This window comes from Acidaminobacter sp. JC074 (assembly GCF_022496765.1).
In the GTDB taxonomy this organism is placed as follows: Bacteria; Bacillota; Clostridia; order Peptostreptococcales; family Acidaminobacteraceae; genus JABXKX01.
Map to the genome: position 1 here is coordinate 16,662 of NZ_VANV01000031.1, position 14,387 is coordinate 31,048.

14 protein-coding genes are annotated in these 14,387 nt (G+C 36.2%); 10 read left to right on the forward strand and 4 right to left on the reverse strand.

What is annotated here, in order from left to right; genetic code table 11:
• Positions 1-2 precede the first annotated feature (2 nt).
• Positions 3-377, reverse strand: a complete 375-nt coding sequence (locus EZV73_RS25165; RefSeq protein ID WP_240843222.1) for a PilZ domain-containing protein — start codon at positions 375-377, stop codon at positions 3-5.
• 362 nt (positions 378-739) lie between these two features.
• On the opposite strand from EZV73_RS25165, the gene EZV73_RS25170 reads away from it, so the two are divergent.
• Genes EZV73_RS25170 through EZV73_RS25190 form a run of 5 tightly spaced genes read left to right on the forward strand, consistent with a single transcriptional unit; the run spans position 740 to position 3,871 of the window.
• On the forward strand, positions 740-1,300 hold the full coding sequence (locus EZV73_RS25170; protein ID WP_240843223.1) for a DUF3841 domain-containing protein: 561 nt from the start codon (positions 740-742) through the stop codon (positions 1,298-1,300).
• A 10-nt stretch (positions 1,301-1,310) separates the two neighbouring features.
• Positions 1,311-2,000, forward strand: coding sequence for a helix-turn-helix transcriptional regulator (locus tag EZV73_RS25175; RefSeq protein WP_240843224.1), 690 nt, complete (start codon positions 1,311-1,313; stop codon positions 1,998-2,000).
• Entirely contained in the window at positions 2,001-2,573 is a 573-nt protein-coding gene (locus EZV73_RS25180) for a DUF3841 domain-containing protein (RefSeq protein ID WP_240843225.1), read from the forward strand. It abuts the gene before it with no gap.
• Positions 2,560-3,120, forward strand: a complete 561-nt coding sequence (locus tag EZV73_RS25185; protein WP_240843226.1) for a DUF3841 domain-containing protein — start codon at positions 2,560-2,562, stop codon at positions 3,118-3,120. The genes EZV73_RS25180 and EZV73_RS25185 overlap by 14 nt, the downstream gene beginning before the upstream one ends.
• A complete protein-coding gene (locus tag EZV73_RS25190; protein WP_240843227.1) occupies positions 3,095-3,871 on the forward strand; it encodes an epoxyqueuosine reductase in 777 nt (258 codons plus the stop codon). The genes EZV73_RS25185 and EZV73_RS25190 overlap by 26 nt, the downstream gene beginning before the upstream one ends.
• 54 nt (positions 3,872-3,925) lie before the next feature.
• Here EZV73_RS25190 and panF read toward each other — a convergent pair whose 3' ends face one another.
• The 3 genes from panF to EZV73_RS25205 form a co-directional block, all read right to left on the reverse strand.
• Positions 3,926-5,377 carry a sodium/pantothenate symporter gene (panF, locus tag EZV73_RS25195; RefSeq protein WP_240843228.1) on the reverse strand — a complete coding sequence of 484 codons (1,452 nt, stop codon included), beginning with the start codon at positions 5,375-5,377 and terminating at the stop codon, positions 3,926-3,928.
• Entirely contained in the window at positions 5,377-5,640 is a 264-nt protein-coding gene (locus tag EZV73_RS25200; RefSeq protein WP_240843229.1) for a YhdT family protein, read from the reverse strand. The genes panF and EZV73_RS25200 overlap by 1 nt, the downstream gene beginning before the upstream one ends.
• Before the next feature lie 332 nt (positions 5,641-5,972).
• Positions 5,973-6,401 (reverse strand): hypothetical protein, encoded by a 429-nt coding sequence (locus EZV73_RS25205; protein WP_240843230.1) that lies wholly within the window; start codon positions 6,399-6,401, stop codon positions 5,973-5,975.
• Positions 6,402-6,489: 88 nt separating this feature from the next.
• Here EZV73_RS25205 and EZV73_RS25210 point away from each other — a divergent pair, with 88 nt between their 5' ends.
• The 5 genes from EZV73_RS25210 (at position 6,490) to EZV73_RS25230 (ending at position 14,386) form a co-directional block, all read left to right on the forward strand.
• Positions 6,490-7,992: a serine/threonine-protein kinase gene (locus EZV73_RS25210; protein ID WP_240843231.1), complete on the forward strand. Its 1,503-nt coding sequence runs from the start codon at positions 6,490-6,492 to the stop codon at positions 7,990-7,992.
• 111 nt (positions 7,993-8,103) lie between these two features.
• Positions 8,104-10,098, forward strand: a complete 1,995-nt coding sequence (locus tag EZV73_RS25215; RefSeq protein ID WP_240843232.1) for a sigma-54-dependent Fis family transcriptional regulator — start codon at positions 8,104-8,106, stop codon at positions 10,096-10,098.
• 148 nt (positions 10,099-10,246) lie between these two features.
• Entirely contained in the window at positions 10,247-11,488 is a 1,242-nt protein-coding gene (locus EZV73_RS25220) for a M20/M25/M40 family metallo-hydrolase (protein WP_240843233.1), read from the forward strand.
• A 1-nt stretch (position 11,489) separates the two neighbouring features.
• Complete coding sequence (locus tag EZV73_RS25225) at positions 11,490-13,445, forward strand: peptide ABC transporter substrate-binding protein (RefSeq protein ID WP_240843234.1); 1,956 nt, start codon at positions 11,490-11,492, stop codon at positions 13,443-13,445.
• Positions 13,446-13,447: 2 nt separating this feature from the next.
• On the forward strand, positions 13,448-14,386 hold the full coding sequence (locus tag EZV73_RS25230; protein WP_240843235.1) for an ABC transporter permease: 939 nt from the start codon (positions 13,448-13,450) through the stop codon (positions 14,384-14,386).
• Position 14,387 lies beyond the last annotated feature (1 nt).

A 14,387-nucleotide genomic window follows, 5' to 3' on the forward strand; every position in this document is an offset into this window, starting at 1 on the left:
AGTCACTTTAGTTTTGAAATGATTGTATGTAAGAAGAGGACATCGTCTCTTTTAAGTTCTATAAACTTTGCACCAGCTTGGACCTCCATATCTTGATAATGAAAATTTGACCAAACAATTTCAAGTTTAAGTTCCCTGATTTCATAACCATCTTTGAGGTTAAAAACCAAGATATCTCCCTCATTTATCTTAGAGAGGGTCTCTATTCTCATACCACTGTAAGAGATGTTTTTTACCTTAAAGACCACAGGTTTTTTTTTGACCTTTTTGTGTTTATTGTCTCTGTGTTCATAACAGAGTATGGTTTTGTCATATAAAAAGCGTGTACGTTGTCTTTTCTCACTGACGCCAATTTCATTCATATATTGATCTATCATAAATACTTCCCCAGTTATCACATTGAAATAGAATAATTTATAGATACCCAATTAGAATTCTGATATGCAATCAGATAAAAATTTCCTACTTCTTATCTTATCCCTATTAATCTTAGAATGTAAGACAATGCCAACTATTAAGTCATCTTAAACATTGAAAAGAAAACTTACTAGTGGCGCTCGTCCTACAGGTTGTCGAGATTTTTTATTTTCCTTGAAATTAGTTTTAGCATATAATGAACATAGTAATCACGATTAGAATCATTAGTTTTGGTTAAATTATTCTGTGGAATATGTTAAGCATGGTATGAAATTATTTATTACAATAGATTTAGAAATATAAATGTAAAGAAGGTGAAGGTATGGATAAGGTTAGAGTTTGGACTAGACAGGATAAAAGAATACTAGAAGTCTTAGATAAACAAGGTCATTATAGAGTAGATAAGTCATACATACTCAAACGTTATGAAGACTGTTCTGACGTTTATCTAGATGCTTATCACTGGTTTTCAAAAGAGGCATCAAAAATAGTGAAAAGACCTGAGGGTTGTACTTATCCTATTTGGCTAACGGTAGATCCTCGAATTCAAATCAACCCAATAAAGGGTCAGGTACTTTTAGAACTGGAAGTTGATAAAAAAGACCTTCTGGTCATGGACGCTGCTAAGTGGGATCATATTTTAAATTACTGGTATATCCCTAAAGATTCAGAAGATCAAAAGGCTTATTTAGCGGACTTAGAAAAAAGAGGCATTAAAGATCAATCATCTATTTATACCAGTAACTTTTACCCTTTGTTAAAACGTCGTGTTTTAGATTCATGGAAGAGACTCTTTGATGAAAGCAACATGCTTTCTACCTTAACTCAGGGTGCCATATGGGAAATAAAAAAAGAGTGGATTGTAAAAATAACAAGACCATAAAGGTGGGACAATGGATAAACTTCTAATTGAAAAAATAATATTTAAAGAAGATCTTGTGAATGCCTCATTCGACTATGGTCAGCTGATTATTCCACTTCAAGGCTATACTGCTAATAGTCATGAAGATAAAATACGGATGATTCCACCGAATTGCCCCTACAGTTTTAAAGCAGATTTATGTAGAAACTACTTGGTCATGAAAATCCCATTAAGGATGTTCAGTCAGGAAGATTTAAGACGGTTAGATGGTGGTCAAAGTTTTGAATTGGACAACCGATGGATGGCCATCAGGATGCTTTTACTAGAAGAAATATATACAGGGGTAGATGAAAGTAATCTAAGGTCATTATTTAATTACATCTATCAATTTATTGGTGATGATAAGCTTTATAAGTCTGTTAAGTATATCCACGACCATTATGATGGTCCTATAGATATCAAGATGCTTGCCGACTTAGAAAACTATAATACCGCCTATTACAGTGAATGGTTTAAAAAGAAGATGGGCATGAAACCTAAAGAATACATTCAAAAGCTTCGTCTTGATAAAGCCAAAGATATGCTTATAAAAACGGATGATTCTATTATGGAAATCGCCTTAAAAGTGGGCTATCAACACCATGGTTCACTAACAAGGCAGTTTAAATCTACTTATGGTCAGTCGCCGACTGCATACAGAAAATCAAAGAGAGGTTTCTAAATGAGGGTATGGACAAGACAACACAAGGATGTCTTAAAGGTTATAGAAGAAAAAGGTGTTTATAGGGTAGACCCTAAACACATTAATATGAAGATGGAAGAATACGCAGACTATTATAAATCTCTCTACAAGTGGTATTCTAAACGTGCTGAAAAGCTGGTGACTAAACCTGATGATATCACTTATCCAGTATGGGTTTCTATTGACGAGGAAATGCAGCTTCAGATTGTTGATGATACCGTTATATTTGAAATGGAAATAGATGAAAGTGAGATTGTCATTACCGACTTAGAAAAGTGGGGGTATGTGGTCAACTACTTCTATCTTCCTAGAGATGAAAAAGATTTAAAGAAACACTATAGTGAACTAGAGCGTTATAGTATTGCAGATGAAAGTGCCATCATCATGTCTGGTCTTGGTAACCATTATCCACTTTTAAAACGTAAGATTCAGTCTTCATGGGAAAGGTTGTTTGAACCTTATAGATTATCAACCACACGACAAGGCACCATATGGGAAATTAAGAAGGAATGGATTACTAATATCATAAGAGGTAGTCATGAAGGTTTATAGCAGTCAAAGGCAACTTGTTATAGATGGCCTAAATGAAGCTGATTATTTTGTAAAAAAAACTTATATCACAAAGAAATATGGACAGGTTTCTCATATAATGCTTCATGCTTACGACTGGTTCATCAAACAGATGGGTCATATGTATAAGCCAGACCATGCTGAATACCCAGTCTGGCATGCATTGGATTCAGCTTACTTAACTCAGGGTCCTGATGCTAGTGTCTTAGAGCTCGAAATACCAGAGTCTGATTTGATTCTATTTGATAATCATGGCTTTGAAAGAATACTTCAGATGAACTATATAGGCATAGATCCAGATGATGAAGAAGCCTTTGACGAAAGCTTAAGAAAGAAAGGTATTTCCTGCGGGTCAGATGTTTTTTTAAAACCGCATTATCCTCTAGAAAAAAAGAAAATTTTAAGTTCATGGCCCAGGGTATTTGACATTTCAAGTACGAGTGTTGTCAGAGCCGCGACCTGGACCATAAAACCAGATTGGATCATAAATGTAAGGAGCTTTGATGAATCAAGTAGAAATATGGATTGAAGACTATGTAAAAACTTATAAGACCTTAAAAGAAACATCTTCTGAGTGGCGACCACCTGTTATAGGCACCGCTGATGCAAAAGATCCCCGCTTTGAAGAATTAAAGATACTTGTTGGACCTAGTCATTTTCTACCAAGTGATCTTTTATCGGATGCAAAATCAGTGGTTGTGTTTTTTCTGCCTTTCGATGAAGCGATTGTCAAGTCAAACATCGGTGAAATTGAAAGCTCTAAGGCATGGGATATAGCCAATATAGAAACCAATAATCTTATATTGGATATCAACCACCATGTCAACGCCTTGATGAAAATAGAGGGCTATGAATCTACGATTATGCCTGCTACTTATAATTATGATGAAAAGCTTCTAAAGAGTGATTGGTCCCATAGGCATGTAGGTCATATCGCTGGGATAGGCACATTTGGTATCCACGGCCTTTTGATTACAGATAAGGGGTGTTGTGGCAGAATGGGGTCCATTATAACCAATATGCCACTTAAAGAAAGTATGGATATAGGTTATGAAAGGTGTTTGTACAAGTACAACGGCTCTTGTGGTGCTTGTATTAACAAATGTGTTGTTGATGCTATTGAAAATTCTAATGTAAATAGACGTAAGTGCAACGACCAGATATACGATGACAATATACCTGTTTATGATATTGGTATAGGAGATGCATGTGGAAAATGCATGTGTGGTGTACCATGTTCGCTAATCAGTCCTGTTAAACCATCAAGTGAGTTAATCTAACTCTTTAAAAATCCCCATACGACTCAGTCGTATGAGGATTTTTTATTATCTAGATTATTCACCCCAGAAAAGTTGGATGGTCTTTTCATCATTTTTTCTACCAAAGATAGAACCTAATATAAAGGCTATTAGGGCAACCGTTAGTGTTGGTACAATCTGATGCATACCAAAAGGCTTTATCTTGTAAATGCTAAAGATAAAGAAGGACCCAATGCCTGTAACGATGGATAAAATGGCACCATCTGCATTGGCTTTTTTCCAATAAAGGCCGAGTACCGTTGGCCATAAGAAGGCTGCTTCTAGGCCACCAAAGGCAAATAAGTTGATCCATACAATGATAGTTGGCGGTTTAATGGCAAAGATAAATACGATGATACCAATTAAGCCTGTTGTTACAAAAGAAATTCTATTAAGACTCTTTTCTTGGATTTCTTTTTTACCGTAGTTTAAATATAAGTCTTTTATAATAGATGCTGAAGCAAGTATCAACATAGAGTCGACAGTAGACATAATAGCTGCTAAAGGACCTGCTATAAATATACCAGCAAGCACTGGAGGTAGGACCTTAACAGTAATACCAGGAATGGCGCCATCACCTGCTAAACCAGGCACAACGTAAGCACCTAAAGCACCAACCAAGTGCATACCTAACATTAAAAAACCTACAACGACTGTACCAATTACCATGGCTCTGTGAAGCGATTTGGAATCCTTAAAGCCCATACATCTGACCGTTGTCTGTGGTAGACCAAGTACTGCAAAACCAACCAGTACCCAGAAAGACAGTATAAATGGGATTGGGATTTTACCACCGGCTGTTGGTGTCAGTGCAGATGGATTGCTTTCAATCATCTTAGCTGTAATGGCTTCCATACCACCACCTATTTTGATGACAGCACCCAGTAGAAAGACAGTTGCCAGCACCATAACAATACCTTGAATGGCATCTGTAATGGCAACGGCTTTAAAACCACCAATGGTTGTATAAATAATAACTGCTATACCGAATATAACAAGGCCTGTTGTATAGGAATAACCTGTAACGGCTTCAAATAACTTAGCACCACCGATAAACTGAGCTACCATAGCTGCAGCAAAGAATATGATCATAGCAATAGACGTTGAAATAACGATAAACTTGTTGTTGTATCTTGCTTTTAAATAATCCGTAACAGTTACTGCGCCTATTTTTCTTGAAATGAGTGCAAATTTCTTACCTAGAACACCCAGTGTTAAAAAGGCTGTAGGTACTTGTATCATGGCAAGTAGGATCCAACCATAACCTAGAGAGTAGGCAACACCGGGGCCGCCAACAAATGAAGAAGCACTTGAATAAGTTGCTATGAGTGTCATGGCAAGGACAAAGCCCCCCATTGACCTACCACCAATAAAGTAATCTTCCATAAAGTTACCAGTAGAAGCTGAAAACTTATTGGTATAGATTGCTATAGCAAACATGAATACCAAGTAAATGATCATTGGTATAAGTATCATTGAATTTCCCATTAGTTTGCCTCCTTGTCTTCAAAATCAATGTCCTTGAAGTATCTCTTGACTACAAATGCTAAAAGCACACAAATCATAACATAGCCCATGATGCATGAGTAGAAGAACCAAGAAGGAAAACCAAGTATATACTTATACTCAGATACATCCTTTAAACCGATACCGTAGGCTAAAATAAACCACCATAGGAAAAAGAATATGTAAAGTCCTACAGTTATTTTGGCCTCTTTGTTGATTTGTAAGTTTTTTTCTTTAAAATTCATACCAAACCCCTCAATTTCAAAATAATTAGCTAATAAAAAAATGTAGCCATGACCTGATAGGTCTACTACACCTGCTAAATAAATATGTAATTAACTGCTTACAAATGATAGACCAATCATTTATTAATGTACCCTTATTAAAAGTTCTCAACACAAATAAAGAGTAAAACTCATCAAACTCAATTATAAACTTGGTCCGTCTTCGTCCGTAGATCAAAGCAGATTATCATCAAATAAATATATTCTAGCAGGTATGACTCTAATAGATATCATCCAATGGTAGGATATCATAGTTTTTATGATGATTCAATCTGATATGAATGTTTAAGTAATTATGAAACAAGGGTTTCTTGCTTTCTTGAGTAGAGAATTTCGTCGACTTGTCTCAAACTCATGTTATTGTTGATAGCAAATATGATAATGGCATCACGTTCATTTCTAGGATAAAGTTCATTGACTTGTCCAGCTTTTAAGAGTCTTTGAGTATTTTGTAAGTTAAGCTTCATGGCGATAGACAGCTTGATGATGATGTCTCTAGACGGTTTATGTTGCCCCCTAAATATCTTATAGCCATAGGATTGGTCTATTTCAGCTGTGTTGATGATGTTGTATATGGTCAAACCAGCCTGACCAGCATAGTGTTTTAAAAGTTGATCTAAGCTTGTTTGAGTTAAGTCATCCTTATGAAGGGCTTCAAAGTCTTCGTATGAGTTGACTTTTTTTAGTGCTTGAGTGAGTTCTGATGTTGCTTTTTTATACATGTTGGCCTTTCTATATTTAAGGGATAATTTGTATGATATAATCATACTAAATATCTCTATAAGTGTAAATCATAAGAGAGGAAATCAGATGGGGACAATAGATTTTTTAAAAAGTGTAGAATACGATTTATCAAAAGAAGAAAACCGTCATCTCTTTGATGAAGATTATATAGTTGTAGAAAGCTTATACATATCAGAAACCTCAACGGTCTATCTGATACAGAGTAAAGCCAATGACACTTACTATACTTTGAAAGCCATACGAAAATCAGAATATGTTTTAAATATAGATAAAGACCAGCTCATAAAGATCAAACATTCCAATATTGTCAGTGTCAAAGAAATCTTTGAAACTGAAGACTTTATTTATATCATCAAGACCTACATATCAGGTAAGACACTTAAAGGTCACGTTGAAGAACATGGGCCTTTTAAAGAAGAACGAACTGTTGAGATTGCCAAGGACTTATGTAGCATTTTGGCTTACTTTCATAGTTTACAACCCAATAAGGTCATATTTAGAGATCTAAAGCCTTCAAATATTTTAATTGATGATCAAGGTAAACTGAAATTGATAGACATTGCATCTATTAGAACCTACAAGGATAGCTCTGAAAAAGACACCTGTTACATAGGAACTGTAGGCTATGCTGCACCGGAGCAATATGGTTTTGGTCAAACCAGTGAAGCAACTGATATATACAATTTGGGTATGACCATTTATTATCTTTTAAGTGGACAAGAACCTGAGCTTGAAGGCAGTCATAAACAAGTATGGATTGAAAGACTAGATTGTTCCAAGCAGTTAAAGAGAGTCATCATAAAATGTACTCAGTTTGATCCTGAAAAACGTCTTAAATCTATTGACAAGGTCTTAGGCTTATTAGGGCCTAAGTATAAATACAGACCTCTTTTTATAGCCCTAATGTTAATTTTCATAATAGCTGGCTCTAGTTTTATTAATAAGAACTATATGGCAGATAACTTAAATGAGACAGAAAAAATAGTAGGAGAATCTTTAGAAACAGGTCTTGCTGAAACTGATAGCCTTGAAGGTGGTGGTAAGGGACAAGTGCTTTATCCTGACCTTAGCCTGATAGATACTCAGATAACCGGTATACCTGAAATTTCACTCAGGACTCTAAATGGTAGAGAAGTAGTTGTGGCGGATGTTTATACAGATGGGACATACGACTTGGATTTAACAGGTGTTGAAGAAGGCATCTACTACTTAAGAATTATTAAGGAATTTGAAGACGGTTATGCAGGTCCACCTGAAAAGCTTGTGGACGTGGTAAATGGTTCTTTATCAGATGAAGCTCTTAAACTCGTTTTTGAAAAACCTCAGATAAAAGGCTTTGTAAAAAATACTCAGGGACAAGGTTTTAGAGATGGAGCCAGTGTTTTTCTGCTTTCAGACGGAGGCACTAGATTTTTATCAAGTGTTTCACTAGATGGATCCTACTCAATTGGAGGTCTAAATAAAGGAGAACACACCATCATGTTTAGGTCTTATACTGGCAAATATGAAAATACCATGATACTCACGGTTGATGAGGCACTTCTTGAACTGGATGTGGTAATAGAATAAATGATTCGTCTACTATGAGTAGGCGATTTATTTTTTGCCCAATTAAAAGCAAGTATAATTTACTTTTTATTTTTGTATTTCCTTGTTAAACTGAAATAAAGTGAGGGTTTTATGAATTTAAATATAGGGATTATATCAGGGGTACTGAGCACATCGATAGCACTGAAGAAACAGTTGATGGAGTATTCGGAGACGTTTAAGGACATCGAATTATACGGTATAGAGGATTACTTTCCTGAAGACATTACATGTGATTTGATGATTTATTCAAGTGACATTGTTTACAATGAAATATATGAAATGAACCGGACTATTAATGCCAAAGAGGACTTAATTGCATCTAGGACGATTAACTTTGAAACGGTTGACGACCTGTTTAAGATCAGAAAAGGTGAGAAGGTTTATGTGGTTAATGATGCAAAGGTCACAACCTATCAGTTTATTGCTCATCTCAAGCATATTGGATTAGAAGACATAGAAATGGTTCCTTATTTTCCTGGCACAAAGATAGACAAACGCATACGGTATGCCATTTCACCAGGTACTATTGATGGCATGCCTGAAAATATTGAAAATATGATCAATATTGGTCCACGCTTATTTGGTTTAGAAACTATCCACCAAATATTAAAGGCTGCTGGTCTTTTAGATTCATTAGACAGATCATACAGTGAAAAGTATCTGTCTAAAGTTGTAGACATCACCAAGAGGAGTGGAAGATATGCTTCAGAGGTCATGCTTTTAAATGAAAGACTCAATCTGATCATGTCATCCATTGATGAGGGCGTCTTGGTAGTGGACACAAAAAATAAAATTTCTTTGATCAACAAACCGCTTTTGGAACTTTTAAATATGCCTTATAGAAACTTTTCAGGTGAAGGTATAGATAAAGTCATTCGTAATCAAGACATTGTAGATTTCTGTATTGGTATCAAACAAAGCCAGGAAGACCTGTTTACAATTAATCATGTGAATCTTTTATTCAGTCGCCAGAAGTTATCCTCAGGTGATATTATAGTCTTTGTCAAAAACATTGAAGAAAGAATATTAGAGTCTAATCGCTTTAATCAGGAACTTGTTAAGAAAGGCCATATAGGGAAATATACTTTCGAACATATATTGGGTACATCACCTGCAATTATGGAGGCTAAGTATATTGCCCATAAACTTGCCAAAAGTGAATTAACTATTTTAATAGAAGGTGAAAGTGGTACTGGAAAAGAGTTGTTTGCCTCTGCCATTCACAATGCTTCTAATAGGGCTGATAAGGCTTATCTGGCTATTAACTTTAGTGCCTTTACAGATGAACTTATAGAGAGTGAACTCTTCGGTTATGAAGACGGTGCTTTTACAGGTGCCAAAAAAGGTGGTAAGGTGGGGCTTTTTGAGTTGGCAAATGGAGGGACCCTCTTACTAGATGAGATTGGTGATATCTCACCAAAGATGCAAACCAAACTCTTAAGAGTCTTGCAAGAAGGTGAAATTATAAGAATCGGTGGTACTATCATCAAGTCGGTTGATGTAAGAATCATCGCTGCAACCAATAAAAATTTAAGACAAATGGTGGAACGAGGTGAGTTTAGAGAAGACTTGTACTATCGTTTGAAAATGGGGACGGTCAATTTGCCACCTCTGAGGGAAAGAAGAAAAGACATTCCGCTTTTGATAGAGCATTTCTTATTAGGAGAATATGAAATAACAAAAGAGGCAGAAGGTATTTTAACTCAAAAGACATGGCAGGGAAATATAAGAGAACTTAAGGGTAGCATTGAGTATATGAAGGCTATTTCTGAAGGTAATCTATTAAGCGAAAAGACCTTGCCAAAGTCAGTAGAAGTAAAATCAAGAACCGTTTCTCTGATTACGGATCAAGAGTATCATATATTGGAGCTTGTATATAAGTGTAACAAACAAGGCATTTCATGTGGAAGACAAAACATTCAAACTATGACTTATGATCAGCTTGGCTTAACTGAAAATCAAATCAGAGCTAGGATTAAGAAGTTGGTCCAAAAAGGGTATTTATCTTCAAGTAAAGGCAGGGCAGGCAGTTTTGTCACTGATGAAGGTATTAGGGTGTTAGACAACCACCTGTTAACCACCTAAAAACCACCTATATAGAATGACTGAGGCATCTATTTTAGTTTTTTACTGAAATAGGTGCTATTTTTACGCTCAATTTAACTTGGCATCCATTTTGCGTATATTCAGAATAGACAGATAATTTACCTTAGAAATCAAAAGGGGGGAGAAAGTGAATTACTTTGAAGAGATTCTGTATCTGAGTCAACGCTTGTTGAAATACGAATCTGTTTATGGTCATGGTGGTATATTGGAAGATGCAGTGTTTGGCAAGACCATTGTGGACTGTCAAAAGGACATGCTGGACTATTGCCAAGCTATTGGTTTAAAGACTTTTTTAGATCCACAAGGGATGTACGCCTATGCTGAAACTGGTGAAAGTGATGAATACATCGCCATTTTAACCCATTTAGATGTGGTACCTGCAGGAGATTTAAATCATTGGGAACATCCACCCTTTGAACCTAAAATTGTAGACGATAAGCTGATTGCGCGTGGTGCAGCAGATGATAAAGTGCCAGCAGCTTTAGCTGTTTTAGCAGTTAAGCAACTGTTAGATGAAAAAGTCGACATGAAGTACCCGATTCGTATCATATTTGGATCTGATGAAGAAACAGGCTTTAGAGGCATACAAAAGTATAAGGAAATCCATAAAGCGCCCAAGTATACCTTGGTATTTGACGGGACATTTCCATTTTCATATTCTGAAAAACATCTGCTTAATTACGAACTCCATACTGAAAGTCAAATCAAACTTCATGGCGGTCAGGGCTATAATTCAGTTATGGACCGCGTGGTATGGCATGGTAGAGACAAGATACAAGTAAAGGGCAAGTCTGCCCATGCATCTAGGCCTACACAAGGGGAAAACGCCTTGGTCAAGCTGGCTTATATGAATCCCGATTCTGATCCACTATTTGAGTTGGTCAATAATTTGATAGAACCGAGTGGTGACCATAAACTGACTTGTCTTGAAGAGATTTATAAAAAGGATACCACCATGTGCTTTGGCATGGTAAGAGATGGGGTGATTTATGCAGATCTAAGGGTGCCACCAGAAGTAGATTTAAATGATTTTGTAGATGCCTTTGAAGAGGAGATGAAGGCTTTGAAGATCAAACCTGTTCAGACAGATATCTTGTTTGGATCAGTAACCAACATGACTTCTGAGTTTTCTAAGACGGTTCTTTCTTGTTATCAAGATATAACAGGTGATTACGAGTCTGTACCTTTTAAAACTGGGAGTGCCACCTATGGCAGATCTTTCGAGACCAACTGTTTATCTTTTGGTCCAAGGATGAATTATCATATTACAAACACACATAAAGCAAATGAATTTATTTCATTTGATTTAATAGAAAACGCATTTAATATTTATGTACACACACTGAAAACAATAGAGGAGGAGCTTTAGAATGAAAAGATTAGTTGCTGTATTACTTGTTTTAGCGATGACATTTAGTATGATCGCCTGTTCAAGTGGTGATTCATCCAACACAGGAAATGTAAGTGAGACTCAAACAGAAACGTCAAGTCCACTAGATAATACAGATCCAGGAACTGTAGAAGTTGAAGAGGATGCAAAACTGGATACTTTTACATCTGTTTACTATGAGGAGATTCCAGTCTTAAATCCTTATAATTTAACCAATACAACTGAAATGAAAATGACTGCTAATACTTTAGACGGTCTTGTAGAAAACACAAATACAGGGAAATATGTACCTGCTCTAGCGGATTCCTGGGAAGTTAATGATGACTTTACTGTTTGGACTTTCAAACTTAAAGAAGGCATCAAATGGGTAGACTATCAAGGCAATGAAACAGACTTTGAAGTGACAGCTGATGACTTTGTTGAGGCTATGCGTTATATTGCTGATCCTGATAACAATGTAACCAATGTAAAAATCGCCAGAGATAATATCAAGGGTTTTTATGATTACTACTGGGAAATTGTTGATATCCAAGATGGTGTGATTACAGGTGATGAAGATGAAGTTAGAAAGACATTTGATGATGTGATAGGTATCAAGGCTTTAGATACATACACTGTGGAATACACTTTAGAGTATCCAACACCTTACTTCTTATCTATGTTGGTAACAGAGTTATTTTTACCTATGGAAAAAGCATTTGTAGATGCAGTGGGAGACGATTATGGTTTAACACCTGACAAGATGTTATACAACGGTGCTTACTACTTGAACAATTGGCAAAGAGACAAGCAGATCCAAATGGTAAAAAATCCATTCTATTGGGATGCTGAAAATGTAAAAATCGATAACATCAACATGTTAAAGGTTGCTGATGCGACCACATCTTTAGAGATGTTCAAAAGAGGTGAAATTGACAGTGTTGGCATCAATGGTTTACAACTTGAATCTTTATTAGGTTCTGAATATGAAGACAATATCTACACAGATATGAAATCAACAGTCAACTACTGGTTTGCACTTAACTTTGAATCTGTTAACCCTGAGTTTGATGCTTTTATTGATAATCACGACTTTAGAAAAGCTCTATATCACGGTCTTGACAGAACGGTTTTACAACAAGTATTTGATGCTTACAATCCAGCTAACAATTTAACCAATACAATCATTCCTTATGGTGTTGTATTTGACAACGACGGTAAAGACTATACAAGCTATGATTCACTTAAACCATACAAAGAAGTTCATGACGGCACTTATAATCCTGAACTTGCAAAGGAATATATGGCTAAGGCTATTGCAGCTCTTGCACCAAATGGCACAATTGAAGGTGTAAGTCCTGCTACAGTTGATATGAGTCCAATAACTTCTTATGAAATAGATGGCATGTTACCAATTACCATTACATTTGTAGATTCTATGGATGCAGATAATATTATGCTTGCTGAACTTTTTGAACTGACTGTTGAAGAGACGTTTGGTACAGATGTTGTGGATGTGGTAATCGCTCAGTTCTCAAATTCAAAGTATGATGATGTTATTGTACCTGGTTACTTTGATATTGTATATGACTCATTCTCATTCAAGTACGCAGATCCAGCGGCACAGCTTGGTAGACTGACAACAGGCGGCTCTGTAAACGATGGTAGATACTCAGATGAAACATTTGATAATATGGTGGATGCTGCCATTGAAGAAAATGACTTAAACAAGCGTTATGAAATGTTCTCTGAAGCAGAAGCTTATTACATTGATATGGTTTATACCATTCCTTATAAATCAGCAGGTGGTGGTTACTCTATGTCTAGAACAGATCAATTCCAAACACCGTATGGCGGATTTGGTATTACAAGATTCAAATACAAGGGTATGACAAAGTTAGATCATATCTTAACTAAAGGTGAATACTTCCAAATGAAAGAAAATGCAGGCTTCTAATTATGCTTAAATATTTATCAAAAAGAATGTTACATTCTTTAGTAACAGTCATCATTGTATCATTTCTTATATTTGCACTCTTGAGGCTGATGCCGACAACAGGTTATTTCACCAGAAATGACTATGAACGTTTAAGTGAGTCTCAGCGTGAAATGTATCTTGAGGAGATTGGTGTGAAAGGCAATGTCTTTCTCAACTATGGTAAATTTGTATTAAACACTACAAAAGGTGACCTAGGAGATTCTATTACAGTATCTCCTGGTACCCCAGTGTCATCGATCATCGGTGAAAAGGCGGGCTATTCCATTAGCTTTGGCTTGGCAGGGGTTGCCCTCAGCCTTGTGATGGGTGTATTCCTTGGTACATTGATGGCCCAGTATAAAGACACCATTATTGACCACATAGGGACTTTTTATGTTGTCTTTGTGCGAAGTGTCCCTAACTTGATTTACTTGTTTATGATACAGATTTTTGTCACCAAATGGCTCAATTTACCGACTCAGTTTGTTGAAACAGATCCTAGAACATGGTTCTTGCCGGTATTTTCTATAGCCCTTGTATCGAGCGCCAATTATGCCATCTGGATCAGACGATTCATGGTTGATGAAAAGACAAAAGATTATGTTCGTTTTAATACGTCTAAAGGCATCAGTGACACAAGAAACTTTTACGGACATATATTTAGAAATGCAGTAACACCAATTGCTCAAAGAATTCCTGTAGAGATCTTGTTAACCATAGCAGGTTTCTTAGTTGTAGAAAACCTTTATGGTATTCCAGGTATGGGCAGACTTTTAGTAACAGCGATACAAAGACAGGATAACAATCTTGTGCAGGTATTGGTACTTATATTCTCAGTACTGGGTGTAGTAGGTATCATGTTAGGTGATGTCTTGATGACGCTAATTGACCCTCGAATCAAACTATCTAAGGAGGAATAGG